General features: G+C 43.3%; 24 protein-coding genes and 1 other RNA gene. 14 read left to right on the top strand and 11 right to left on the bottom strand.

The annotated features are described in order from the left end of the window. Window positions 1-10: 10 nt before the first annotated feature. Window positions 11-1,729 carry a sodium:solute symporter family protein gene (locus ACTUJY_RS07825; RefSeq protein ID WP_463615517.1) on the top strand — a complete coding sequence of 573 codons (1,719 nt, stop codon included), beginning with the start codon at window positions 11-13 and terminating at the stop codon, window positions 1,727-1,729. 84 nt (window positions 1,730-1,813) lie between these two features. On the opposite strand, the gene ACTUJY_RS07820 is transcribed toward ACTUJY_RS07825, so the two are convergent. From ACTUJY_RS07820 to ACTUJY_RS07795, 6 genes are all read right to left on the bottom strand, one after another. Further along, complete coding sequence (locus ACTUJY_RS07820) at window positions 1,814-2,122, bottom strand: STAS domain-containing protein (protein WP_463615516.1); 309 nt, start codon at window positions 2,120-2,122, stop codon at window positions 1,814-1,816. A gap of 52 nt (window positions 2,123-2,174) precedes the next feature. After that, window positions 2,175-2,612: an ATP-binding protein gene (locus tag ACTUJY_RS07815; RefSeq protein ID WP_463615515.1), complete on the bottom strand. Its 438-nt coding sequence runs from the start codon at window positions 2,610-2,612 to the stop codon at window positions 2,175-2,177. A 166-nt stretch (window positions 2,613-2,778) separates the two neighbouring features. Then, on the bottom strand, window positions 2,779-3,342 hold the full coding sequence (locus ACTUJY_RS07810; protein WP_463615514.1) for a Tll0287-like domain-containing protein: 564 nt from the start codon (window positions 3,340-3,342) through the stop codon (window positions 2,779-2,781). 23 nt (window positions 3,343-3,365) lie between these two features. After that, on the bottom strand, window positions 3,366-4,637 hold the full coding sequence (locus ACTUJY_RS07805) for a cytochrome c3 family protein (RefSeq protein WP_463615513.1): 1,272 nt from the start codon (window positions 4,635-4,637) through the stop codon (window positions 3,366-3,368). Window positions 4,638-4,688: 51 nt separating this feature from the next. Further along, complete coding sequence (locus tag ACTUJY_RS07800) at window positions 4,689-6,665, bottom strand: FAD-dependent oxidoreductase (protein ID WP_463615512.1); 1,977 nt, start codon at window positions 6,663-6,665, stop codon at window positions 4,689-4,691. Between the two features lie 182 nt (window positions 6,666-6,847). Beyond that, window positions 6,848-7,375 carry a hemerythrin domain-containing protein gene (locus ACTUJY_RS07795; protein ID WP_463615511.1) on the bottom strand — a complete coding sequence of 176 codons (528 nt, stop codon included), beginning with the start codon at window positions 7,373-7,375 and terminating at the stop codon, window positions 6,848-6,850. Window positions 7,376-7,977: 602 nt separating this feature from the next. On the opposite strand from ACTUJY_RS07795, the gene ffs reads away from it, so the two are divergent. From ffs to ACTUJY_RS07750, 9 genes are all read left to right on the top strand, one after another. Then, window positions 7,978-8,074, top strand: an RNA gene (gene ffs, locus ACTUJY_RS07790) — signal recognition particle sRNA small type. 140 nt (window positions 8,075-8,214) lie between these two features. Then, complete coding sequence (gene dnaX, locus ACTUJY_RS07785) at window positions 8,215-10,170, top strand: DNA polymerase III subunit gamma/tau (RefSeq protein WP_463615510.1); 1,956 nt, start codon at window positions 8,215-8,217, stop codon at window positions 10,168-10,170. Window positions 10,171-10,173: 3 nt separating this feature from the next. Next, window positions 10,174-10,494, top strand: a complete 321-nt coding sequence (locus ACTUJY_RS07780) for a YbaB/EbfC family nucleoid-associated protein (protein WP_463615509.1) — start codon at window positions 10,174-10,176, stop codon at window positions 10,492-10,494. Beyond that, on the top strand, window positions 10,494-11,093 hold the full coding sequence (recR, locus tag ACTUJY_RS07775; RefSeq protein ID WP_463615508.1) for a recombination mediator RecR: 600 nt from the start codon (window positions 10,494-10,496) through the stop codon (window positions 11,091-11,093). Before ACTUJY_RS07780 ends, recR begins: the two co-directional genes overlap by 1 nt. A 146-nt stretch (window positions 11,094-11,239) precedes the next feature. Then, complete coding sequence (locus ACTUJY_RS07770) at window positions 11,240-11,575, top strand: hypothetical protein (RefSeq protein ID WP_463615507.1); 336 nt, start codon at window positions 11,240-11,242, stop codon at window positions 11,573-11,575. Between the two features lie 312 nt (window positions 11,576-11,887). Continuing rightward, window positions 11,888-13,783, top strand: a complete 1,896-nt coding sequence (gene htpG / locus ACTUJY_RS07765) for a molecular chaperone HtpG (RefSeq protein ID WP_463615506.1) — start codon at window positions 11,888-11,890, stop codon at window positions 13,781-13,783. A gap of 239 nt (window positions 13,784-14,022) precedes the next feature. After that, window positions 14,023-14,676, top strand: coding sequence for an adenylate kinase (adk, locus tag ACTUJY_RS07760; RefSeq protein WP_463615505.1), 654 nt, complete (start codon window positions 14,023-14,025; stop codon window positions 14,674-14,676). 25 nt (window positions 14,677-14,701) lie between these two features. Next, window positions 14,702-15,673 carry a ferrochelatase gene (gene hemH / locus ACTUJY_RS07755; RefSeq protein WP_463615504.1) on the top strand — a complete coding sequence of 324 codons (972 nt, stop codon included), beginning with the start codon at window positions 14,702-14,704 and terminating at the stop codon, window positions 15,671-15,673. 61 nt (window positions 15,674-15,734) lie between these two features. Further along, a complete protein-coding gene (locus ACTUJY_RS07750; RefSeq protein WP_463615503.1) occupies window positions 15,735-16,001 on the top strand; it encodes a hypothetical protein in 267 nt (88 codons plus the stop codon). Window positions 16,002-16,349: 348 nt separating this feature from the next. On the opposite strand, the gene lon is transcribed toward ACTUJY_RS07750, so the two are convergent. The 5 genes from lon to ACTUJY_RS07725 form a co-directional block, all read right to left on the bottom strand. Continuing rightward, window positions 16,350-18,749: an endopeptidase La gene (gene lon, locus ACTUJY_RS07745; RefSeq protein WP_463615502.1), complete on the bottom strand. Its 2,400-nt coding sequence runs from the start codon at window positions 18,747-18,749 to the stop codon at window positions 16,350-16,352. A 405-nt stretch (window positions 18,750-19,154) separates the two neighbouring features. Continuing rightward, window positions 19,155-19,619 (bottom strand): DUF3106 domain-containing protein, encoded by a 465-nt coding sequence (locus ACTUJY_RS07740; protein ID WP_463615501.1) that lies wholly within the window; start codon window positions 19,617-19,619, stop codon window positions 19,155-19,157. Then, window positions 19,612-20,010 (bottom strand): hypothetical protein, encoded by a 399-nt coding sequence (locus ACTUJY_RS07735; RefSeq protein ID WP_463615500.1) that lies wholly within the window; start codon window positions 20,008-20,010, stop codon window positions 19,612-19,614. The genes ACTUJY_RS07740 and ACTUJY_RS07735 overlap by 8 nt, the downstream gene beginning before the upstream one ends. Further along, window positions 19,991-20,365 carry a hypothetical protein gene (locus ACTUJY_RS07730; RefSeq protein WP_463615499.1) on the bottom strand — a complete coding sequence of 125 codons (375 nt, stop codon included), beginning with the start codon at window positions 20,363-20,365 and terminating at the stop codon, window positions 19,991-19,993. The genes ACTUJY_RS07735 and ACTUJY_RS07730 overlap by 20 nt, the downstream gene beginning before the upstream one ends. After that, on the bottom strand, window positions 20,365-20,961 hold the full coding sequence (locus tag ACTUJY_RS07725) for an RNA polymerase sigma factor (RefSeq protein ID WP_463615498.1): 597 nt from the start codon (window positions 20,959-20,961) through the stop codon (window positions 20,365-20,367). The genes ACTUJY_RS07730 and ACTUJY_RS07725 overlap by 1 nt, the downstream gene beginning before the upstream one ends. 162 nt (window positions 20,962-21,123) lie before the next feature. Here ACTUJY_RS07725 and ACTUJY_RS07720 point away from each other — a divergent pair, with 162 nt between their 5' ends. From ACTUJY_RS07720 to tsaB, 4 genes are read left to right on the top strand one after another with little or no spacing between them, the layout of a single operon-like run. Continuing rightward, entirely contained in the window at window positions 21,124-21,432 is a 309-nt protein-coding gene (locus ACTUJY_RS07720; RefSeq protein WP_463615497.1) for a hypothetical protein, read from the top strand. Window positions 21,433-21,445: 13 nt separating this feature from the next. Beyond that, window positions 21,446-21,916 (top strand): hypothetical protein, encoded by a 471-nt coding sequence (locus tag ACTUJY_RS07715; protein ID WP_463615496.1) that lies wholly within the window; start codon window positions 21,446-21,448, stop codon window positions 21,914-21,916. Next, a complete protein-coding gene (locus ACTUJY_RS07710; RefSeq protein WP_463615495.1) occupies window positions 21,916-23,832 on the top strand; it encodes an ATP-dependent DNA helicase in 1,917 nt (638 codons plus the stop codon). The genes ACTUJY_RS07715 and ACTUJY_RS07710 overlap by 1 nt, the downstream gene beginning before the upstream one ends. Further along, on the top strand, window positions 23,829-24,569 hold the full coding sequence (tsaB, locus tag ACTUJY_RS07705; RefSeq protein ID WP_463615494.1) for a tRNA (adenosine(37)-N6)-threonylcarbamoyltransferase complex dimerization subunit type 1 TsaB: 741 nt from the start codon (window positions 23,829-23,831) through the stop codon (window positions 24,567-24,569). Before ACTUJY_RS07710 ends, tsaB begins: the two co-directional genes overlap by 4 nt. Window positions 24,570-24,696 lie beyond the last annotated feature (127 nt).

The raw sequence follows: 24,696 nt of genomic DNA, 5'->3' as shown, positions 1-24,696 counted from the left end.
TGCGAATGCAATGGATATTCAGTCTCTAACTTTTATTTTCGTGGGCGTTACGTTTGCACTTTATATCGCCATTGCCATTGCCTCTCGCGCTGGTTCTACAAACGATTTTTATGTTGCAGGGGGGGGCGTACACCCAGTAGCAAACGGAATGGCGACCGGAGCTGACTGGATGTCGGCCGCGTCGTTTATCTCCATGGCCGGACTGATCTCTTTCATGGGATACGACGGTGGTGTTTATTTAATGGGGTGGACCGGCGGATACGTATTATTGGCGCTTTGCCTGGCACCCTATTTGCGAAAATTTGGTAAATACACAGTGCCTGACTTTATTGGTGACCGTTACTACTCACAAACCGCGCGAACGGTCGCCGTTATTTGTGCCATTTTCGTTTCGTTTACTTATGTAGCAGGGCAAATGCGTGGTGTCGGAGTTGTGTTTTCTCGTTTTCTGGAAGTCGAAGTGACCGTTGGCGTAATGATTGGTATGGCAATCGTTTTCTTTTATGCCGTACTGGGAGGCATGAAAGGGATCACTTATACGCAAGTCGCCCAATACTGTGTGTTGATTTTTGCTTATTTGGTACCTGCAATTTTTATTTCTCTTTTGATGACCGATAACCCCATCCCTCAACTCGGTTTTGGCGGACAAATAGCGGATGGTAGCGGTATGTATTTACTGGATAAACTGGATGGGCTATCTAACGAACTAGGCTTTGCTGCTTATACTGATGGTTCGAAAAGTACCGTGGATGTATTTTTCATTACTGCTGCATTGATGTTAGGAACCGCTGGACTACCGCACGTTATCGTCCGATTTTTTACCGTACCCAAAGTTCGAGACGCACGCAAGTCAGCCGGCTGGGCGTTGGTTTTTATCGCGTTGCTTTACACGACTGCACCGGCAGTTGCCGTTTTCGCGCGAGTGAATATGATCGACACCATTAATGGTAAAGACAATCAAGGAATAGCGTACGAGCAAGCCCCCAGTTGGATAAAAAACTGGGAGCAAACCGGTTTAATCAGTTGGCAGGACAAAAATGAAGATGGACGTATGTTTTATTCCGGAGACGAACGTAACGAAATGCAAATAGATCGTGACATCATGGTTTTAGCCAACCCTGAAATCGCAAAGTTACCTAACTGGGTCGTTGCCTTAGTAGCTGCAGGTGGTTTAGCCGCCGCGCTTTCGACTGCTGCTGGATTACTGCTTGTCATTTCCACATCCATTTCACACGATTTGTTAAAACGAAATTTAATGCCGAACATCAGTGATAAGCAAGAGCTGCTGTTTGCTCGAATCGCCGCTTCTCTTGCCGTTGTTGTCGCCGGACTGGCCGGTATTTATCCACCTGGTTTTGTTGCTCAGGTAGTGGCGTTCGCTTTTGGTCTGGCTGCCTCGAGTTTTTTCCCTGCAATCATAATGGGGATCTTCAATAAGCATATGAATAAAGAAGGTGCCATTGCCGGAATGATTGTGGGAATTACGTTTACGGCGGGTTATATACTGGTTTTTAAAGGCGTGTTTTTTGAGCCTCTCATTGATAATCGGCCTGAAAACTGGTTGTTTGGTATCTCACCAGAAGGTATAGGCGCACTGGGTATGTTACTAAATTTTGCGGTTGCTTTTTTGGTGAGTCAATTTACAAGTGAAGTACCGGAAGATGTTAAACATATTGTTGAAGATATACGTTTTCCAAAAGGCGCTACTGCGGGCGCTCATCAACATTAAGTGCTGTATTTCTATGCATGAAAGGTGCTCTGGAGTTCACCAAAACTCCAGACCTTCTATTGAGCATTTTACTAAAACGTTTGATTAAGTTTTATTGCGTATTTCAAATACTTTTTCAAGGCGGGCTAGACGAAAAACTTTGAGTGCCGGTTCACTGACTTCGGTAAGAGCAAAGTCTAGGTTTTTTTTGCGAGATGCTTGTAATGCCTCGACTAAACTGGCAACACCGGATGAGTCGATGTATTCAACAGCTGACATATCGACCAATAGATTTTGACCTTTATCGACAGACTCGAGTAACACTTTACGGGCGTCAGGCGAACGTTCAAGATCAACATCTCCGGTTAAAAACACTGTCGTTTCGTTGCCATTATGCGAGACTGAATAATTCATTCACGTTTCCTTTATTTACAGGAAGTAAAGTTCAGCGGTAAGTCATTTTACTTCAGTTAGATGCTATTGGTTTGACCGTTTTTTTCATCACCAGTTTATTACCAACACCTTTTGGTGGTGGGCATTCGTAATGGACAGAATCCATCAGTTTGCTCATTAACAGAGTTCCGAGTCCACCGGGCTGCAGTTTATTGCCTGGCTTAGGTTGACAACATTGGGGATCGACCGGTTCGGCAAAATCAATCAGCTCAATTGATAATACATTATTTGCCAAATATACCCCTAGATCAATAATTCCACGGTCATCAAAATGATAAGCGTGTCGAATAATGTTTTGACATGCCTCATCAACCGCTATCACAACGTCAGAGCGATAGTTTTCATCAAAGCCTTTGCTTTTCAACAAGTTACATAAGCTGCCCCGGATTACTTTGAGATATTTAGGCTGCGCTTTAAATTGTTGGTGGAGCAGTGTTGAGGAGTCATTCATGATAAATCTAGGGCTTATAAAGAAAAAATATAAGTTGAGTGAATTAAATGTGAGTCGACTATAAAAGATAAATCAGTTCCGTTACCAAGTAAAATGGATTAGGCCAGCTTCTGCGACAAACTCAAAAGGAAATACCGGGCAAAGTACCCGGCAGTTTCGATTGAAATTATTGTAAAGGAATACGAATGACAATGCCGCCCATAACTTCACCCAGTTTGAAATCGGCTTTGGGGCTGTCGATGTGTTTGTTATGACACTTTACACAAGCTTCTGAGACCGCAATGTCGGCATAAACCGCGGTAAAGTACTTTTTACCGCCAAGGGTTTCTTCATCGTAAAAATTTTTACCCATATTTTTTGCAACAAACTCTAGTCCTTTTCTTTCCGTTTCTGTTTTTGGATTGTTCTGCTTATTAATGGCCCATAATGAAAGCAAGGCGTAGCTGAACCCGGCGTTTTTTTCGTTGATGCGCTCTGAACCCATGCGAAGCATTTGAGCGGGTAATGGCAGTGCTTGCTCTTCTTTCCAATGTTCACTGGCATCCAAAATTTCTTCTTCATTTTGCAAACGATTCACAACATTTCGTGTATACACCGTTCGATCCGATTCGATGACGGCAAATATTGCATCAGCCATTTTTTGGGGGGAAATTGTCGAGGCCAGTATCCATATAGGTGCAGTAAATAGTAAGGACAATACGCCAAGTTTTACAAGTTTAGGTTTTATCATGTGAAGTTCCTCTAGTTTAAGGTTCATCGTTTCTGTCTACGTTTTTCTATTCTCTTTTTTATTAAATTAAAAGTTTCCAAATCAACGGCGTGTAACTGACTAAAGTTGCTTTTTATCAACGCATCATCAGCGAGGGCGCTTAACGAAAATTCCATTCCGTGGCACTGCATACAAACACCTTTTAACATTTTGCTATTCGGTCTGATATTGGCACTTTGATTGTGCTCGACAAACACGCGTTTGCCTTTTTTAACACGAGGCAGGTGACAACTGGCACAAGTTACACCAGTGCCTTCTTCTACGAGACCTTGTTGCTCTTGTTGCCATAAACGAAAATGCTTTGATATTTTATAATTTTTCGAGTGCTCATCTTGGTGGCAGTTTAAACAAGCATCGACAGCTGCAGTTTTAAGATCGGGAAGGTGTGGGTTATGGCAACTGCTGCAATTAAGTAGTTTGTGTTTTGAATGATCGATCTCTAGTCGTGCCTGCTCAGTGGATAACGGGGTTAAACCCAGTTTCGTTCGCATGCCATGATGACTTTGCTGAAAACTTTCGACTTGCCGTTCATGACAGTTGATACATCGATCATTTGGACGATCGCTATGTTTCGTTTCTGCATGGCAGCTGGAACAGTTGACGGCGGTTATGGCGTGCGTGCTAATCGCCCATTGCTCCAGTATTAAATTGTTGGCTAGCCAAGTCGGTGCATCGTGCTCGGTTTTTAATAAGGGCTTTACATCATCATTCTTTTTCAACCAACGTTGCAGCGCGGTGCGATTATTTAGCCGTGCTTTAGCCTTAACTTTGGGTTCGCCCATATGACGAATCAAAAAGTCTTCATACAACATCGAGTTGTCGTGATAATTGTGGCAACCGGAGCTAGCACAGGAATCAAACGCAAAGTCTTTGTGAGTAGGGCGCTCTTCAGCGATAGATTGGTGACAATGAAAACAAAAGTCTGCAGCGATGGTTACGCCCGATTTACGTGTGATTTCAGGTTTGTGTTCGGTATGACAGGTAACACAGTAACGAGAATCCAGTTGCTCCAATAAGGCAGCATTTCGTGGATCTTGAAACTTTTTTTTGGGGTGTGAATCACTAAAGCGGTCCAGTGCTTTTTGGTGGCAACTTTCGCAGGCTTGTTGAATAACGTCTTTGTCAGAAAAAGACTCGGTGTGACATGCGCTGCACTCCATTTCTATTTGATAATGTCCGTAACTGGTTTCACCTGCCAGAAAATAACTTTTATCGCCTTTAAACAAATTATGGCCGAGAAAAAAAGATAAAGCCAATGTGATGAATACACCATAATGCCAAAATTTTATTTTTATTTTTTTCATAGATTAAAAAAAGTAAACCGCGAAAATATGATAGCCTAAAAGGGCGGGCAATAACCATAATAGCGTATAGTGAACACGTGACCACCACTTACGGTGTTCGCGAAGTTTTAAATCAGTCCAATGATGGTTTTTAGACATGAATATACCAACCAGCGAGCCGGTAGTAGTGGCTGCAAGAAAGACCAGCATTAAAACCAAATTCAGATTGTTACCCAATCGAAATCCAGTATGCACAATCAATATGATTAGCGCGATCACACCGATAATCGAGTGAAACAGTCGCCAGTTATCGAGGTTTCCAATGCGGAAACTTTTTAATCGTTTGCGTGCCGAAAGGGCTCCGCCTAATACACACAGTGTCAATAATGTATAACCGCTGACTTGTTTCCAGAAATTGTCAAACCAAAGCATTTCAATTTTCCAGCTGGCTTGAACGCTGAAAGAAGCAGCGAGCGGCTCGCTAAAAATCAGCAGTAAAATGAGTAACAGTGCCGCAATAGAGCTGGCGTAAATAAGCTTGTGATGGCGCATTACCAAATTGGGCAATGGGCTGTCGAGCATTTGCCCAAGTAAGGGTTTACATGAACCGCAGGTTAAACCAGCACCGGTTTTATGGCATAACGATTCTAATGTTCGATTGCCTTCGTCCATTGCATTGGATAATTCGCCTCGAGTTATTCCTTGACACAGGCACACAATATAATCAGAAGGTTGCGAAAGTACATCCGATTGGGTTTCGTTACTCCAAAGAAACCCACGGGATTCAAAAGCCTTAAACAGTCGACTGCTAATTTTCTCTTGTTGCTGAATACTGTCGCGAATACGAATTTCTTCGTTCCATTCGCCAATAGCAATCATCCCCGTAATTCGATTTTGATCGATCAGTAATTTACGGAAAATGCCTTTTAAGCGATTGCTGTAGGTATAAACTTTTTCGGTAGGTTGATTAATGTTTCCGTAGATGGTTGTTTTATGATGATCGATTTTAAGCTGCAGGTTATTAATACTGCCTTGGTATTGATTGTCGTTTCCGAGGATGTGATCGATGCAGGTTTCGGCCTGCTCATATCCAGGTGCGACAATACCGTAAGTAGCTCCATTGTGCTCGGCACATTCACCGATGGCGTAAACATCGGTTTCACTGGTCTCCATAAAGTTGTTAACCAATACTCCGGATTTAACGTCGAGTCCGCTGTCGCGAGCTAATTTAACATTGGGACGGATCCCGGCACAAATAACCAACGTATCAACTTCAATCAAACGACCACTGGAAAGACAAACTCGTTCCACCTGATTGTGGCCAAACACTTCAGTAACTGGATCGCGATGAATAATATCGATGCCAGATGATAAAATACGTTCACGTAAAATACTGTTGGCGCATTGATCAAGCTGCCGTGACAGCAAACGGTCTCGCACTTCCAAAGTAACCCTATTGGAAGGTGTTTTCATTGCAAGCGCTGTTTCGAGCCCTAGTGCACCGCTTCCAACGACAAAAATTTGCTGACAGGTTTCACGACAGCGAATTAATTCGTTCGCATCATCAATGGATCGGAAAGTAAAAATATTTTTTTTGTTCAATCCTTTAATGGGAGGAACAAAAGCGCTTGATCCAGTCGCAATGATCAGTTTGCTGTAGGGTTGCTCGCGATTGTTATCATCTATAACAATACGCGATTGAAAGTCGATATGAATGATTCGTCGACCGATAAACTCATGCAGTCGTTCCGACTTATGCAGCGAAACGGGATTGGCTAATTGCTGCCGATCGACTTTTCCTGAAAGGTAAAGTGAAAGTTGGACTCGGTTGTAGGGGGCGTTTTTTTCATCACCATAAATGACAACGTGATGAAGCTCAGACTGCTTCAGGATCAGTTGTGCAGCTTTAACACCAACCGGTCCGTTACCAATAATGACAATTGGATTTTCGGCGACAGGTTGGTCGAGTGTCGTTGTTGCTTCGGGTTGTGCTGCAGTCATGGCACTCACCTAGCACACCGACTGATGCCATACACCGAATGCATTATGATTAACATTTGGATCCCTGAAATGACAACTGGTTTATTGTTTTTATGTTGAGCGAAATTTCAGTCGCGTTTTCCTGTATTTGCAAAACTCTTCCGAAAGTTTTCGAACAGAGCATTACTGCAAATTGGAATGTTTTATTCAGGTTGGTAAAGTAGGTAGAGTTCGTTTTCTTCCATACTGACTCGTCGAGTTAAAACTTCACCTATCTTTATATAATCGCGCTCGAACTCCTGTTCCATTTCTGTGGTAAACGCTTGATGCGAATACTTCTTACAAAACTGGATAACCGCGTTTGCAATTTCGTTCATGTCGGTACGAAAATCCTTAACGACTTGAAGCGTGTGAAGGTCGCTCGATAGTGACTGCTCCAAATAAACGTAAAATTTCACGTTTTCTTTTAACAGATGAGATTGAAAACCGGCTTTAAACTCAGCGATCATACTGGATAGCTTCTTATAGTCTCGCTTTTCGAAACCTTCTTTCCACATATGACCGTAAATTGTAACCAGCTTGGAATGATCCTTTTTAAGGGTCTCGATTAGAGTAGGATCGTATTTAATGGTTCGGGCTGATTGCGCTTTATTGTCGTTAACTGTATGCAACTTTGACCGAGTCTCTTCTTTTGGACGGCCCTTAAAAAAATCAGCAATGAAGGCAAACATAATAATAACCTCATTCAATTACACTCGATATCACATTGGCTTCAGTTCAACGCTTAAACGCCAAGCATTCATAGGATGCCTTTGGCACCCTGATCAATAAAAGCGTAATTGAAAATCTGCCAATAGGAACATAAAAATCAGAATAAAAATTCCAAAAGCGTGATCTTGGTCATTATATTATGTTTAATATTTCGGTAGGGCGATGAAAGTTATAGAAAACGAATATATATAATCTTAAAGAATAGATAATGATCTTTTTTATATCCAATTTCTTTATTCCTAATTGACCTATTCCAAAATGAGTACTTCGAAGTTCCTACAGAGTCTTTAATTTAGGTGACGCTTGGGGTTTTCAAGTGGCATTAATTATTGAGTAATCATCTCATTCAATGCGACTTTAACCGGTGTTTTACTGCTACACCTTTTGAAGCCGAATGAATTTCGAAAAAGGTACATACTGCGATTGGTATTGATTCGGTTCAATGCGAAGATTGAGATAATTTACTTTAGCTGGTTGAAATATAAACAAAAAATCTTTTCAAGCAGCTCTTTTCATCTGGCCTGAAATTAGGGATAATGCGCGCTCTTTCGTTATGGGTACCTGCTGGTTCCCCCGCAACGATAGGCTACGAACCCCGCCAGGCCCGGAAGGGAGCAACGGTAGTGGCTGACTCGTGTGCCGGGGTGTGGCTGGCAGGTCCCACCCGAAACTTTTCTAATAAGCGCTTTTATTCATTCCTTTCGTTCAAAAAATCGTCAAAAATCATTTTGTTAGAGTTCCTGCTGCGGCTTGATTATAATGCGGTGATTATCGATAATTTTTTGAAAAACGGTTATTCATGTCCTATACGGTACTCGCGCGAAAATGGCGTCCGCAGAATTTCTCCCAACTTGTGGGACAGGAGCACGTGCAACGTGCCATCGTAAACGCGATTGAGCAGAACCGATTACATCATGCTTACCTTTTTACCGGTACACGCGGTGTGGGCAAAACCACCATCGCCCGAATTTTCTCTAAGTGCCTCAATTGTGAAACTGGTATTACTGCTAATCCTTGTGGTGAGTGTGCTATTTGCCAGGAAATTGAGCAGGGGCATTTTGTCGATTTGCTGGAAATTGATGCAGCATCGCGAACTAAAGTAGAGGATACCCGAGAAATTCTCGATAATGTTCAATACCGGCCATCTCGTGGCCGATACAAAGTGTATCTTATTGACGAAGTCCACATGCTGTCGAACAGCAGTTTTAATGCGCTGTTAAAAACGCTTGAAGAGCCTCCTCCGCATGTGATCTTTCTGTTGGCCACTACCGACCCACAAAAGTTACCTGTGACTGTTCTATCACGCTGTTTGCAGTTTCATTTGAAGCGTATGAGTCCTCAACATATTGAAGGGCACCTCTCCAGTATTCTACAGCAGGAAAATATAGACTTTGAACCTCAGAGTTTATCGTTGTTATCGCGTGCCGCCGACGGTAGTATGCGCGACTCATTGAGCTTACTCGATCAGGCCATTGCTTTTGGTGGGGGGAAACTTAGCTATCAAGACGTTGCTGATATGTTAGGGACTGTCGATCAACAGTTTGTGTATGAATTTCTCGATGCATTTAGTCAACACAATGCCAACGCGTTGTTGGAAATCACCGAGCGCATGTCGGAATTGGCTCCAGATTATCAGGATGTTTTAGCAGAAATTATTTCAGCTTTGCATCATTTGGCCGTGGCGCAATTGGTTGGTGTAGAATCAATCCATGATGAAAAATTACTGCCTTTTGTAGAACGATTCAGTGCCAATGATATTCAATTGTTTTATCAACTGGCTCTCCATGCGCGAAAAGATCTGGCTTTGTCACCCGATCGAAGACAAGGTTTTGAAATGGCTCTGCTCCGAATGCTGACGTTTCGTCCCAAAACGGGGACAACATCGGGTAGTAAGCGAAAAACACTGGGTGCAGAAAATGCGTCAGCGCAAGGAGCCCGCAAGTTGCAACCGGCAACAAGCAATGCATCGTCACAAGTTTCAACTAACTTAAATGCAATGCCTTCTGCATCGGTAAATGAAAAAACTGAGTCTGTTACACCAGACAATGTTCCTACGCCACAAGTTACAGACGAAAAAAAAAATGATGCAGTAAAAACCGATTCTTCATCCGAAAGTTTAACCACCGACGTCAATAAAATCGCCAATAATCAACCAACAGGACAACCTTCGACGAACGTTCAAGTAGAGCCAGCGGTTAAGGAAAATAGTGTTGCAGAATCTCGCAGTCACACTGAAGAGTGGATGCATTTGAACGTAGCAAAAGTAGAACAACCTTCAACTTTTGAAGCTTCAGTTGAAGAAGCCGTTGAAACTAAAGAAGCTCAAAAGAAAAGTGAAAACTTAACTTTTGAATTGGAACAATTGACAGAGGCAAACCACTGGCACGATTTTATTCAGCAGCTCGATTTGTCAGGGTCTATTTTTCAGGTGATTAACAACAGTCAGGTAAAATCAGCCGGTGAAGCACAACTCACTATTCTTTTGTTACCTTCCGTTGAAAATTTTTGTACGCCCGTTGCTATTAAAAAAATTGAGCAAGCAATTAATGAGAAGTTAAAGATTCACTGCAAGCTATTCACCGAAACGGGCGACGATAACCTGCTGACCCCCAGGGTGATTAGCGAACAACGTCACCAACAACACCTTGAACAGGTGCTGGAACAGTTTAAGTCCAATGAAAAAGTTGCCGGGTTGCTGCAAACATTTTCCGGCAACATTGATATCAAAGACATTCAAATTCAAACACAGAGGTAAAACATGAAAGGTTTAGGCAATATGATGAAGCAGGCGCAACAACTGCAGGAAAAAATGCAGTCGATGCAGGAAGAAGTTGCCAATATGGAAATTATTGGAGAGTCTGGTGCCGGAATGGTAAAAGTGACGATGACCGGTAGACACGATGTGCGCCGAGTCGAAATTGACGATTCACTGATGAAAGACGACAAAGAAATTCTCGAAGATTTGATCGCCGCTGCGGTAAACGACGCTGTTCGTAAAGTAGAGTCGGAAACTCAGTCGAAGATGTCGTCGGTGACTGCTGGACTGCCCATTCCTCCTGGTTTTAAATTACCCTTCTAATGAAACAGACTTCATTACTGGAAAGCTTGATAGAAGCTTTGCGCTGTTTACCGGGGGTTGGGCGAAAAAGTGCTCAACGCATGGCGTACCATTTGCTCGAACGAGACCGGCCGGGTGGTGAACACTTGGCCACGCGACTCAACGATGCCATGCGTAATATCCATCATTGCCAGCAGTGTAAAAACTTTACGGAAAATGATCTTTGTGCCATTTGCGCCAACTCTAAACGCAACCATAAACTGGTGTGCATTGTGGAATCTCCTGCCGATGTTATTGCGATAGAAAACTCTTCGGTTTACAGCGGTGTTTATTTTGTTTTGATGGGGCATTTATCACCACTGGATGGCATTGGGCCGGAAGAATTAGGGTTGGAGGTTCTGGAAACGCGATTAGCGGCGGGTGGTGTTGAAGAGGTGATTATGGCGACCAGTTCAACAATAGAAGGCGAAGCAACGGCGCATTATATTCGTGATATGGTTGCGCAGTACCAGGTTGCTGTTACCCGTATTGCGCAAGGCGTACCTATGGGAGGGGAGTTGGAATATCTTGATGCAAACACATTAGCGCGCTCGATTGCGGAGCGTCGTACCTTGGTTTAGTGATATCGTGTGTTTTAAAACCAATTCTTTATAAAAATGCCTAAATTCGATGAATAAATAATTTAATAAAGCCCGAGAATAAGCCGGAAACAACGCCGACAACTGCTATAGTTATCAATGGACACACCAGGAACGGGAGTCGATCGTTGTTAACTTATAAAGGTTTTGTTGCTCAATTGGAGTATGAGCCAGAGTCCGATTGCATTGTTGGTGAAGTGATAAATGCAGAGGATGTATTAATTTTCGAAGGTAAAAATCTCGAACAGCTTAAGCAGCGTTTCGCCAGCGTCATTGATGAATATCTCGAACTTTCCCAGGCTCAAAAAATGTCTACAGTCAGCCCATTTGTCGGGCGTTTTACCATTTGTCTTGCCCCTGAAGATCAACAGAGGCTGTTTAAGGCCGCTGAAATGGAGTCGGTTGGTGTACAGCACTGGTTGAACCGAGAAGTTCAGTTTTTAATCAAGCGCATGCAAGGTTAATCGGGTTTTATTTTCACGTTATGTGTTGAAAAAACTCATTCCATCCCCATAAAAGCATCACTTCATGCATTGAACAATCAGGGCAACCGCCCAAAAACGAAACTTTACCCTCGTTACGGGTTTAACATCGGTGTTTAAAGCCGGTCAATGTTTTGTTTTTGACTGTCAATAAAGTGATTTCGGGAATCAATGACCTAAAAATCGCTTTTGGATTTAACCAAAAATAAAACATTATCCGAACTTTTAACCGATAGGTGCTTATCCCTAACAGAGGTTGATTGACCTAAGTTAAAACTTTAGAGGTATTTGGAAATGAGTGACTCTGCGACCATGGAAAAACACAGCTTTCAAACAGAAGTAAAGCAGCTATTGCATTTGATGGTGCATTCTTTATACAGCAATAAAGAAATATTTTTACGAGAGTTGATATCGAATGCAGCCGATGCGGTAGATAAGCTTCGATTTAAATCACTGGATAACAGTGAACTGATCGCCGATGATCCTGAATTTCGTATTCGAATAACAACCGATGAAGCCGCTGGTACACTAACAATTAGTGATAACGGCATTGGTATGAGCAAAGACGATTTAATCAATAATCTAGGGACCATTGCTAAATCCGGTACGGCCGAGTTTATTAAGCAGTTAAGCGGAGATCAGAAAAAAGACGCCAATTTGATTGGTCAATTTGGTGTTGGATTTTATTCAGGCTTCATCGTTGCCGATAAAATTACAGTCGTTTCAAGAGCTGCCGGAAGCGAGCAGGGTTTTCAGTGGGTTTCATCGGGTGAAGGTGAATTTGAAATTGCAGAAGCAGACAAAGCCAACCGTGGTACCGATGTGATTTTACATTTAAAAGAGGCTGAAAAGGAGTTTTTAAGCGACTGGCGGTTACGCTCGATAATTGGAAAGTATTCCGATCATATTTCCGTTTCGGTTGAAATGTTAAAACCTGCTGAGCCTGCAAAAGAAGGGGAAGAAGCAAAACCTTCAACCGAGTTTGAGGCGGTTAATAAAGCAACAGCATTATGGACGCGCAGTAAAAGTGATATTACTGACGAAGAATACAAAGAGTTTTACAAACATATTTCGCACGATTTTGCCGAACCATTAACCTGGGCACACAACAAAGTTGAAGGAAAGCAAGAATACACGAGCTTGTTGTACATCCCCAAAAATGCGCCATTCGATATGTGGAATCGTGATCGCAGTCGCGGTGTTAAGCTTTATGTGCAGCGCGTGTTTATTATGGATGATGCTGAGCAGTTTCTTCCTGTTTATCTGCGTTTTGTGCGTGGTGTTCTTGACTCAAATGATTTACCTCTGAATGTTTCTCGTGAAATTTTACAGGACAGCTCAGTCACTCAGTCATTGAAAAATGCTTGTGTTAAACGTGTCCTTTCCATGTTGGAAAAGTTGGCGAAAAATAATAAAGATGAATACCAATCTTTCTGGGAGCAATTTGGCAATGTGTTAAAGGAAGGGCTGGGCGAAGATTATTCCAATCGTGAATCCGTAGCTGGATTGTTGCGGTTTGCCTCAACACACAACGATGACAAGGTACAGAATGTCTCGCTTGATGAATACATTGAGCGTATGAAAGAAGGGCAAGATAAAATTTACTACATAACCGCTGAAAGTTTTGAAACAGCGAAATACAGCCCACATTTGGAAGTTTTCAGAAAGAAAGGCATTGAAGTATTGCTGTTATCCGATCGGATTGATGAGTGGGCCATATCGCACCTTCAAGAGTACAAAGAAAAGAAACTGATATCCGTTACCCAAGGTGATCTGGATCTGGGTGAACTGGAAGACGAAACTGAAAAACAACATCGCGAACAAGTCGAAAAAGAGAGCCAACCTTTGGTGGAGCGTTTCAAAGAAGTGCTGGGCGATAAGGTTAAAGAGGTTAAAGTGACTCATCGTCTCACCGATTCACCGGCTTGTGTGGTTGGTTCCGAAGGCGAAATGTCTGCCCAAATGGCGCGATTGATGGCTGCTGCAGGGCAAGCTGCACCTGAAGTTAAGCCCGTGTTTGAAATTAATCCGGAGCATGCTTTGGTAAAACAAGCGGCTGAAAAGTCGGGCGACGACTTCAAAGAATGGGCCTTGTTTTTATTTGACCAAGCTCTTTTGGCCGAAAGTGGATCACTCAATGATCCGGGAACTTTCACTCGTCGTTTGAATAAATTGTTGCTAGGTCAATAATTTATTTATTCTTCGTTGTCGTTTTTAAAAAAGCCGGAGGTTCAATACCTCTGGCTTTTTTGTTTTAAAGAATAGTATCAAGTTGAAAAATCGAATTATTTTCTTGAGTTAGGCAGTCGTGATAGGTATCTTTACGACTACTAATTGATGAACGAAATCCGTAACAGCTCGGATTGTAATTAAGGTCACCTCTAAAGACGCCTTTTAGAGGATCCCTAAAGACTCCCGGAGAAGAGTAGATGCGAATCATATTACTGGGTGCGCCTGGCGCAGGAAAAGGCACTCAAGCCCAATTCATCAAAGAAAAATACGGTATTCCGCAAATATCTACCGGAGACATGTTGAGAGCCGCCGTTAAAGCGGAAACTCCTCTGGGGGTGGAAGCGAAAAAAGTAATGGATGCGGGTAAGCTTGTTTCCGATGATATTATTATTGGTTTGGTGAAGGAGCGGATTGCTGAACCCGATTGCATCAATGGCTATTTACTCGACGGCTTTCCGCGAACGATTCCTCAGGCCGATGCAATGCGAGACAATGGAATCCATGTGGATTACGTTGTGGAAATTGACGTTGATGACAACGAAATCATCAAGCGTATGAGTGGTCGACGCGTACACCCAGACTCAGGACGAACCTACCATGTGATTTACAACCCACCAAAAGTTGAGGGTAAAGATGATCAAACTGGTGAAGACTTGATCCAGCGAGATGACGATCAGGAAGCGACAGTTCGCAAACGTCTTGATGTTTATCATGAACAAACTAAACCGTTAATTGAGTATTATACGGCTTATTCGAAAGAAGCCGTTGAAGATGCGCCTCAATACGTTAAGGTTGCGGGTTTGGGCAGCATGACCGATATTCGAGATAACATTTTCAAGGCGTTGGACTAAAGCTTGCTGTTTTTAGTTTTTATTCATGAGTAACAACAAGCCGCTGGGAGTCTTGCTGGTTAATCTAGGGACTCCAGATGCACCGACTCCATCTGCGGTTCGCCGTTATCTGGCGGAGTTTTTAAGTGATCGCCGAGTCGTGAGCCTGCCACGCTGGATTTGGTATCCCATTTTGCATGGCTTCATTTTACGTGTGCGTCCAGCACGCGTGGCCAAACTTTACCAATCCATTTGGACCGAGTCGGGCTCTCCTTTACTTTCCATTTCTCTAAATCAGGCGAAAAAGCTGCAACAAAAACTTGATGACCAAGCCATCAATGCTCGAGTGGTGTTGGCTATGACTTATGGAAACCCTTCTATATCCGCGGGACTTGAACAACTCAAAAATTGCGACAAAGTGATTGTATTGCCGCTTTATCCACAGTTTTGTTCGGCATCGACCGCTTCGGTTTACGATGGTGTGGCTAACAGTCAACGAGCATCGCTTAACTTACCCGAACTTCATCTGACAAAAGATTATCATGATCACCCTTTGTACATTGAAGCGCTCGCAGCCAGCGTGAAAACTCATTGGCAGAAGCATCCACCTGGTGATGTATTAGTCATGTCGTTTCATGGCATACCCAAACGACTGGTGGATAATGGTGATCCCTATGCTGAGCAGTGTTCAACGACGGCGCATTTGCTGGCCGAAGCGTTGCAATTGGAACCTGATCGCTGGCAACTGTGTTATCAGTCGAGGTTTGGACGTGAGCCCTGGTTACATCCTTATACAGATGTGACTTTGGAACAAATCGGTAAAACGGGTCGCTCGGTTGATGTGATATGCCCAGGGTTTGCGGCAGACTGCCTCGAAACTTTAGAAGAGATCCAACACGAAAACCAGTCGATATTTCGCCAATATTCGGATGCAGCTTACCACTATATTCCCTGTCTGAATGCTGAAGGCAAGCATATTGATATGTTAGCTGATATTGTGACATCGAAGATTTTTTAATTTATACACACTAATGTCAACGAATAAAAAGTTCGGTTTGTGTCCTTTATGTCGGCGTGAAGTGCCTTTAACATTTCATCATTTAATTCCCCGTAAGGTTCACCGTCGTAACCGATTTAAAAAGCTTTACAGTAAAGATGAGCTTAATCAAGGCATTGATATTTGTCGCCAATGCCACCGTGGTCTACACAAATATTTTGATGAAATGACTTTGGCTAAACGATTGAACTCTCTGAGTGCTATTGTTAATGAACCGGCTTTACAAAAACATTTTTGCTGGGTTTCTAAGCAAAAAGTCCCTTTATTAAAAGTACAAAGTCAGGAATGAGCTTAAAAACATAGTCCTTCTTGCTGCATTTGCTTTTACAGCATCTCTTTTTGGCTGAACCATCTTTTTAAATATCCAGTTACCCTCTACCGAGCCGCTGCTTTAACCAGAGAAAGCGCCGGAGGATCTCTCTTAGATATGGGAGGGAAGTTTGTCATTGTGATGAGTCGTTTCAGCCTGTCTTAGAGGCTGGCCAAATGAAAGCATTGGGACCTCTAAAGTAGGGGGAGCTTTTAGAATGGTGAGTTGGTGAAATGCTTTTTATTCCTGTTGAAACGGGTTCGAAAATAGCGCCGATCCGAATTAAATTCCGAGAAAGGTTTTGAGGGCTTCAAAACCTTTAAAATCTTAAAACATAATGCCTGCAACTTCTTCAAAGTCAGAAACAAAGTGTACCTTCATTCCTTCGGTGATGTGTTTAGGCAATTCAATATAGTCACCTCGACAAGCTTCCGGTAATAAAACCGTTTTAATATTGGCACGACGAGCGGCAATGATTTTTTCGCGAATGCCACCAACAGCCAATACTTTTCCGGTTAATGTGAGCTCGCCCGTCATGGCAATGCCTTTTTTGGGGGCTTTCTTTTTTGCCAGCGAAAGCAATGCTGTTGCCATAGTGATCCCAGCAGATGGCCCATCTTTAGGTGTTGCACCTTCGGGCACATGCAAATGGAGCATTTGCTGATCAAAGGCGTCGGCTTTGGCGCCAAAATCAGTAAGGTGGGCGGCAATATAAGCGTAAGCAATTTCTGCCGATTCTTTCATTACATCGCCGAGTTTTCCGGTTAAACGAAAGCCACGGGTTTTACTATGAACAATTGCAGCTTCTATGTTTAAAGTGGAGCCTCCCAATGCAGTCCAAGCGAGTCCGGTAACGACACCCAAACTGTTGCCAGGCTTTTCCATTTGAAACCAAGGGGTGCCCAAGTAGTCGGGAATCGATTTTTGCGACACGTTGATTTTGTTTGCTTTACCGGTAACGATATTGACTACGCATTTGCGAGCAATTCGTCCCAACTGTTTGTCGAGGTTACGTACGCCGGCTTCGCGAGCATAGTCTTCAATAATTTTACGAAAACCTGTATCGCTGATTTTTACTTGTGACGCTTTCAAGCCACATTTTTCTAATTGGCGTGGCCACAAGTATTGTTTGGCAATGTCTATTTTTTCTTGAGTGATGTACCCGGACAGTCGAATGGTTTCCATACGATCGAGCAGCGGGCGTGGAATAGTGTCGAGTTGGTTCGCTGTACAAATAAAGAGTACTTTCGACAGGTCAAAGCGAACGTCTAGGTAGTGATCGAGAAAGTTCTGGTTTTGCTCTGGATCCAGCACTTCGAGCAGGGCACTGGCTGGGTCGCCTTGATAGGAGCTTCCTATTTTATCGATTTCATCTAGCATGATCACCGGATTGGACGAGCGAGTATCACGAATGGCTTGAATCAACTTACCCGGCATTGCACCGATGTAAGTACGTCGATGCCCTTTGATTTCTGCTTCATCACGCATACCACCCAAGGAAAAACGGAAAAACTTTCTTCCCAGCGCATTGGCAATGGAGCGACCGATCGAGGTTTTGCCGACCCCCGGTGGACCCACCAATAATAAAATCGAGCCGGCAATTTCACCGGTTAATGCGCCCACTGCAAGAAATTCAACAATACGATCTTTAACATCGCCAAGACCAGCGTGTTCTTTGTTGAGTTCACGTCTTGCTCGACGTAAATCCAGTTTGTCTTTGGTGGTAACCCCCCAGGGTAAATCGGTTACCACATCTAGATAATTACGAGTCACCGCATACTCAGGTGAGCCGGGCTCGAGAATAGACAGTTTTTCGATGTCGTCATCGATTTTCTTTTTAGCATCTTCAGGAATTTTAAGGGCTTTAATACGCTCGTTAAAACGGTCAATATCGGCGGTTTTATCGTCTTTTGCGATGCCCAATTCTTTTTGAATGGCTTTCAACTGTTCGCGTAAAAAGAATTTGCGTTGATGCTCACTGAGTTTGTCTTCAACCTGCCTTTGAATGCTGTTTTGCAGTTGCGCTACTTCCAATTCTTTTTTGATCATTACCAGCACTTTTTCCATGCGCTTACGTAAGTGCACTTGTTCCAGTACCTGTTGTAAGTCTTCGCGTGTGGCTGTGGTTAAACTGGCGGCAAAATCAGTGAGTGGCGATGGTTCATTCGGATTAAATCGGTTCAAGAAAAACTTCAACTCTTCCGAATAGAGCGGATTGAGTGGCACCAGCTCTTTCAAAGTATTGATTATGGCTACCGCATAAGCTTTCAACTCATCGATATCGGAATATTCGGGCTCTTGTGGGTATTCAACTTCGACTAAAAATGGTGGTTCTTGTGTCAGCCATCGCTTAATACGAAAACGTTGTATGCCTTCGGCTATGAATTGTATTTTTCCAGCAGAAAGTACTGGGTGATGAATGCGCACCAACGTTCCAATATTGTGAAACTCATCGGGAGATGATTCTTCTGGGTAGGGATTACGTACCAATACCAATCCGGCAATTTTTTCTTTCGTATCGGCAATGTATTCAATGGTTTCACGCCAGACTTCTTCATTCATTAATATCGGAAGTGTTTGTGGCGGAAAGAAAGGTCGCTCAGATAGAGGCAACAAACAAATCTCCGAAGGTAAAACATCTTCGGAGGGTGATAAATCTTTATTTTCGCTGGTGGACTCAATCGTAAATTCAATGTCGGGTTCACCGAAATCGCGGTCTGAAGCCATGAACGATTATTCCTTAATCAAATCAGGTAGATATTGAGAGACATTATAGCAGTGTGACAAGAGAATAAGGAGCTGGTTGGAAAATTGTCTTAAAAAATATTTTATGGGGTATTCTGAGTTTAAGAAGGTAAAACGGGAAGCAAAAGTTGATGCGTGAAGTATTTTGAGCGCTATGAAACATCTTTTGCGTACCGTACAAAAAAACGACTTTGTTTTAACCAAGTGAGAGCAATGACTTGCATTGCTGTGATTGGGGTATAAACGCGAAATGCGATTGTTGAGGAAAGCGGTAACGGGAAAGTTTTATGATAAGATACCTGGTTTTTCAAGCGGATTAAAATAATAGAGGGCTCCGAAATGGAAAGAGCCGCCTTGGGACGGTGTTAAAGCAGAAGCTTAGCCAACTCACTTTTTACGTTGCAAATTTCGTTGTGGTTTTTTGTTTGGATGATTGCGAAAAAAGCGCTCTCGAAGTTCTTGTCGACGATTGGCAGGCAGAGAGCGAAAACGCTGGAAAGCGCGTTTGACTTTTTCACGTCGGTCAGGTTCGAGTTGCTTATAGCGATGGAACATACGTCGTAATTGACGTTTCTCATTTGCAGGAAGCGCACGCCACTGTTTGAAGCGGTGTTTAACCGCTTGTTTTTGATCCTGGCTCATATTATTCCATTTATCCAAACCGCTTAAAACTTTCTGCTGTTGTTTAGAAGACAGTGTCTGCCATTTTTGTTTAAAGGGAGCGAGTTGCTTTTGCTGAGCTTCGGTTAATTGCTCAAATTTCACGTTTTCTTCAGCAAAAGAAGTGGTGGTGTTGAGCATCACAATGCAAATTGCAAATTGTCTGAGAAGTCTTAGAAAATCGTTAAACATTGTCTGTGCTCTCTGTAACTTTATTGCTCTCAGGTTTGCTCGAGTCGGGTGTTGATTCCAAATTACAGCCATTACCATTCAAAACGTTTGCCTCGTCTTGTGGTTGACCTGAGGCGGTGATTGATTCAGTTATTTCTTTAGCCGCTTCATCTTGCCGCTTACTGACATTACCTGATGGACACTCAAGGGTTGCTTTTACGCTCATAGGCTCCATCGTTTCCGGGTCTACAAAAGTGCCTTGTTCATCACTGAAGTCCGCTAAAAATTCCAACAACTCCAATGATAGCTCTGGTTCTTGTCTCTTTTCCTTGCTGTGAGCAAAGTCAACAAAAAACGGCGTCGTAAACAAAAGACTGGCCAGATAACCGCTTTTAACTTTCCAATTCGTCACTGGCGTCGCTCTCTAACCATTCGTAAAACTCCAACTGTTCAATCATTTCCAATTCTTCATCCATTGCCAGCAATTCAATATCTTGAAAAAAAGCCGAGTCATAGCCATTTTCAGTAACGTGTTGTGGTAAAAAAATAAGCATTGTGACTACCGCGACTGTGGCTGCGGCAGCAAAGGACGGGATCGCAATTTTAAGCCACTGATAACGAGGTTCTGCTTTTGGTGTTTGCTCAAGAGCCTTTTCTCGCGCACGCTGTAATTTCAGTTGAGTCGCATAATCCAACGAATCGTTACTTTGATCGAGCTGTTTTTTAACATTGTTTAACCAGAGGTCGTCTTGATGTTGCTTTGACATTAGTGAAACTCCTCGAGCTGCGATTTTAGCATGTGAACAGCACGTGAATAGTGTGTTTTTACCGACCCTTGTGTACAACCCATCGCAAAAGCGGTTTCTTCAACACTTAATCCTTCCCAGGCACGCAATAAAAAAGCCTGTTGTTGGCGTGGCGATAATTTTTTTAGTTCTTGAATCAATTTGTCGGTTGCCTGGGTTTGATGCAACGACTCTGCGGGCGTATGGCGGTTATCGGCTGCATTTTCAATAGGATCATAATAAACATCCAGCTGTTGTTTACCGGGCAACCAGGCCAACCAACGATTACGAACACCTTGTTTACGATACCAGTCGTTAATTTTACTGTTTAATATTCGATAAAACAGCGGTGTCCATTCGTTTTCAGGTCGTTTGCTGTATTTTTCTACCAGTTTCATCATGGCTTCTTGTACCAGTTCTAACGCATCGTCTGGGTTGCTCGTGGCAATATGTGCCATGCGATAAGCTTTGCGTTCCACGGTGGTTAAAAAATGATTCAGTTGCTGGCGATTTTCCAGAACTTTTCTCCCACTGTTTTCTTCGCTTTGTTTATAGTCTGGTTCTAATGCCAGTGTCAATGTGAGTCCTGTCATAGTTGAATGGATTTTAGTGAGTACATGAGTGAATTAACGTATATGGATTAAATTGGTTGACAACTTAAGTAAGCCTTTGATTTGCCGATATAAAAGTGAGGGAGTACTATAATATTCAAACAGCAGGTTAAAGTTTTGTGATGAGTCATGGCCATTAATCTGGTACCTTTCGATACGAATCGACCGATGACCGAAGTTAAGTCATCACGCTCTACGCGTATGGTCGAACAGTCGGGCAGTATCGAGTCGTTGCACGTTGAAAAAGGTGGCAAACCACTGCAACGGCAGCTCGAACAGCTTGAGCACAAGGCATCGAAACCCAATCGACGAAAACGTAAGGCCAGTAAGCAGGAGCAGGCACAAGATGATTTCGGGCTGTATACTAAAACGGATGATCATCATGTGGTGCGGGAGAACTTAGAACCACAATCGCACCAATTGGACATAGAAGTATAAAAAATCTCCACGTATGAGTATTTATGATTTTTCAGCATTAATGGCTCAAACTCGGTCATTAGCTGCACAGTATCGAGAAGCAACGGGGCAGTCGTTACCTGTAACGGTGGAGTTGGCGCGTTTTGATGCCATCACGCTTTTGGGGCTCAAAGAAAAGGAGTCGACTGAGTCCGAAGCTTTTCGTGATGAAGACGATGGGCAAAAGCACATCCAGATTAAAGGACGAGTGATTTTTCCGGGTGGAAAGTCACGCCAACGGGTTGGGCAGCTTAATCTTAAATCAGAGTGGGACTTTACCTTGTTGGTCATTTATAACCCGAGTTACGAGCCAGTTGCTATTTATCAATTATCTCGAGAGCAGGTTGAGCAACAGCTTGCACTGCAGCCAGTCAGTAAACGCGGATCCATGACGGTTGCTAAATTCAAAGCGCTCGGCGAGCTTTTATGGCAAGCTGAATCGACCTCTTCTGACGAATCTTTGTAATGAACTCTCACGCCAATTTTCTGTTGTCTCAACAGGGGCCATTTGCCGCCGCATTTAATCGTTATACTGAGCGACCTTCACAAATGCAAATGGCTGCATCCATTGAGCAATCCATGGAACAGCGTTCGAGCCTTTTGATAGAAGCGGGAACCGGTACTGGAAAGACGTTTGCGTATCTGGTTCCGGCGATTGAGTTTGATGGTAAAAGCATTATTTCTACCGGCACGCGAAATTTGCAGGATCAATTATTCTTGAAAGATTTACCCACCGTGTTTCGAGTATTAGGGAAAACCCGCAAAGTAGCCTTGCTAAAAGGGCGACAAAACTACCTCTGCTTATATCGGATGGAAGTCAACTTGCAAGGTGCGCGTTATGCCATGAAGGAAACTGCGGAGCAAATTTTAAAAATTCGTGACTGGAGTGAAAAAACGCGAGATGGTGATTTAAGTCAGGTCAATTTTTTGCAAGACGATGCCAGCGCAATACCTTTTGTAACCAGTACCGCAGAAAACTGTTTGGGTCGAGATTGTCCGGTGTATAACGATTGTTTCGTTGCTAAAGCGCGGCGACAAGCAATGGAAAGCGACATTATTGTGATTAATCATCATTTGTTGATGGCTGATCTGGTGTTAAAAGAAGATGGGTTTGGCGAGTTATTGCCACGTGCGGATGCGTACATTATCGATGAAGCGCATCAACTGCCCGATGTGGCTTCGGCTTTTTTTGGCGAAGCGTTTACCGCACGCCAACTCAGAGAGTTATCGAAAGATTGCGTGATCGCCTATCACTCCGATGCGCCCGATAGTAAAGATTTAAAAACGATTGCCGAACAACTTGATTTGCAAACCTCCGACTTACGCATTTTGTTGGGCGAAGAAGTGCAACGGCAATTTTGGCGAAACTACATTCGACAGTCGGAAATAGAAGCAGCGTTCGCACAACTCAACGAAACATTGCTCGCTTTGACGGAAATACTGCAAGAATTGCAGATTCGCAGTCGGGAGTTGGAAAACCTTTATGAGCGCTCGGAACTTTTAAACAGCCGCTGCGAAAAGTTCTTAATGAACGATGAAACCGAACAGGTACAGTGGATAGAAATTTATCGTAAGAGTTTCAGTTTAAATTCCACGCCACTCAATATTGCTGAATCCTTTCAAAAGGCTCGAGCTAATTACGACAATGCCAGCTGGGTCTTTACCTCGGCAACGCTGGCGGTGAATCAGAATTTTCAGCACTTTCAACAAAAGCTGGGATTGGATAAAGCGAAAACAGAAGTTTTTGCTTCACCTTTTGCCTATCAGGAGCAAGCGTTACTTTACTTACCGCGCCATTTAAAAAATCCTTCATCGCCTGAACATACACAAAACTTTATTGAGCAGGTTTTGCCATTGCTAAAAGCATCGCAGGGCCGAGCTTTTTTATTATTTACCAGCCATCGTGCGCTAAACCAGGCAGCTGAGTTGTTAGAGCGACACAGAGAATACCATTTATTCATTCAGGGGCAAGCGAGTAAGTCTTGGTTATTGGAAAAGTTTCGTGTTACGCCCAATAGTGTGTTACTCGGTACATTCAGTTTTTGGGAAGGTGTGGATGTGGCTGGAGATGCTTTATGCTTGGTGGCCATTGATAAACTGCCATTTTCATCGCCGGGAGACCCGGTCAATCAAGCTCGGATCCATGCATTAAAGCAGCAAGGGCAAGACGCTTTCGGTACTTTTCAGCTGCCGGATGCTATTATTGCGCTCAAGCAAGGAGCAGGGCGGTTGATCCGTGGCATCGAAGATAAAGGGGTGTTGATGATTGCCGATCCTCGCTTAGTTGCTCGTGAATACGGCAAAGCGTTTTTAACCGATTTGCCCAATATGTTACCCACGCGAAACTTACCATTGGTTACGGAGTTTTTAAGTCACTTATGACATTACTGGCACTCGATACATCAACAGAAGCGTTTTCTGTCGCGGTTACTCGGCAAGTTCCGGGCGAAATAATTAGAGAAGAAAATATATTCAGTCACTTTGAGATTGCACCGCGACAGCATGGTGAAAAATTACTCGGTACTATTGATTTGTTATTGCGTGAAGCTGGATCGACCATACATGACGTGCAGCAAGTTATTTACGGCCAAGGTCCGGGGGCATTTACCGGCGTACGCATTGCTATATCGGCAGCACAAGGTCTTGCCATGGGCGCAGGGTGTCAGGTTATAGGGGTTTCGAGTTTGGAAAATTTGGCGCTGCAGGCTTTTCAATTAACCTCTGCCGATATTGCTTTGGTGGCTATGGACGCGCGTATGGGAGAAGTCTACTTCGCTGGCTTTAAACGCAACCGGGATAGTCTGGCGGGGTGCTGTCCGCATGTGATACTTGAAGAGCAAGTCGTTGCTCCGGAGCAGTTATCTTCCGCTCAGCTTGATCAAAGTAGCCAGGTGGTCGCGATAGGTAGTGGCTGGTCGGTTTACCAGAAACAACTGACGGATGCTTTGGAGGTTGCGCCGGTTACGATTTTATCGGATCGCTTTCCCAACGCTAAGTCCGCATTGCTGTTGTCCACGTTAAAAGCCCATCAGCATCACCTTCATTCTCCAGAACAAGCCGTTCCTGTTTATCTACGAAATAATGTAGCGGAAAAATCTAAAAAGCCGGGGTTTTTGTAATTTTTATTTATAAATTGACGACTCATTAAAATCGTTGATGAAATACTTTGAGATATTTTTCGGTAACAAAAAGAGGTTGGTGAAAAAAACAACAATTAGCACTATAATAAAACATTGAAAGTCTTTA

It is taken from the genome of Pleionea sp. WD8-19 (genome assembly GCF_055326765.1).
This window is presented reverse-complemented; position numbering and strand designations above follow the sequence as displayed.

What these genes read in the sequence shown, in the direction of transcription:
- ACTUJY_RS07720 (WP_463615497.1), top strand. Translation starts at nt 21,124, where the DNA reads ATGGCCATTAATCTGGTACCTTTCGATACGAATCGACCGATGACCGAA.
- dnaX (WP_463615510.1), top strand. Translation starts at nt 8,215, where the DNA reads ATGTCCTATACGGTACTCGCGCGAAAATGGCGTCCGCAGAATTTCTCC.
- ACTUJY_RS07710 (WP_463615495.1), top strand. Translation starts at nt 21,916, where the DNA reads ATGAACTCTCACGCCAATTTTCTGTTGTCTCAACAGGGGCCATTTGCC.
- ACTUJY_RS07730 (WP_463615499.1), bottom strand. Translation starts at nt 20,365, where the DNA reads ATGTCAAAGCAACATCAAGACGACCTCTGGTTAAACAATGTTAAAAAA.
- ACTUJY_RS07795 (WP_463615511.1), bottom strand. Translation starts at nt 7,375, where the DNA reads ATGTTTGCCTTCATTGCTGATTTTTTTAAGGGCCGTCCAAAAGAAGAG.
- ACTUJY_RS07825 (WP_463615517.1), top strand. Translation starts at nt 11, where the DNA reads ATGGATATTCAGTCTCTAACTTTTATTTTCGTGGGCGTTACGTTTGCA.
- recR (WP_463615508.1), top strand. Translation starts at nt 10,494, where the DNA reads ATGAAACAGACTTCATTACTGGAAAGCTTGATAGAAGCTTTGCGCTGT.
- ACTUJY_RS07820 (WP_463615516.1), bottom strand. Translation starts at nt 2,122, where the DNA reads ATGAATTATTCAGTCTCGCATAATGGCAACGAAACGACAGTGTTTTTA.
- hemH (WP_463615504.1), top strand. Translation starts at nt 14,702, where the DNA reads ATGAGTAACAACAAGCCGCTGGGAGTCTTGCTGGTTAATCTAGGGACT.
- ACTUJY_RS07780 (WP_463615509.1), top strand. Translation starts at nt 10,174, where the DNA reads ATGAAAGGTTTAGGCAATATGATGAAGCAGGCGCAACAACTGCAGGAA.
- htpG (WP_463615506.1), top strand. Translation starts at nt 11,888, where the DNA reads ATGAGTGACTCTGCGACCATGGAAAAACACAGCTTTCAAACAGAAGTA.
- tsaB (WP_463615494.1), top strand. Translation starts at nt 23,829, where the DNA reads ATGACATTACTGGCACTCGATACATCAACAGAAGCGTTTTCTGTCGCG.
- ACTUJY_RS07740 (WP_463615501.1), bottom strand. Translation starts at nt 19,619, where the DNA reads ATGTTTAACGATTTTCTAAGACTTCTCAGACAATTTGCAATTTGCATT.
- ACTUJY_RS07810 (WP_463615514.1), bottom strand. Translation starts at nt 3,342, where the DNA reads ATGATAAAACCTAAACTTGTAAAACTTGGCGTATTGTCCTTACTATTT.
- ACTUJY_RS07715 (WP_463615496.1), top strand. Translation starts at nt 21,446, where the DNA reads ATGAGTATTTATGATTTTTCAGCATTAATGGCTCAAACTCGGTCATTA.
- lon (WP_463615502.1), bottom strand. Translation starts at nt 18,749, where the DNA reads ATGGCTTCAGACCGCGATTTCGGTGAACCCGACATTGAATTTACGATT.
- ACTUJY_RS07815 (WP_463615515.1), bottom strand. Translation starts at nt 2,612, where the DNA reads ATGAATGACTCCTCAACACTGCTCCACCAACAATTTAAAGCGCAGCCT.
- ACTUJY_RS07800 (WP_463615512.1), bottom strand. Translation starts at nt 6,665, where the DNA reads ATGACTGCAGCACAACCCGAAGCAACAACGACACTCGACCAACCTGTC.
- adk (WP_463615505.1), top strand. Translation starts at nt 14,023, where the DNA reads ATGCGAATCATATTACTGGGTGCGCCTGGCGCAGGAAAAGGCACTCAA.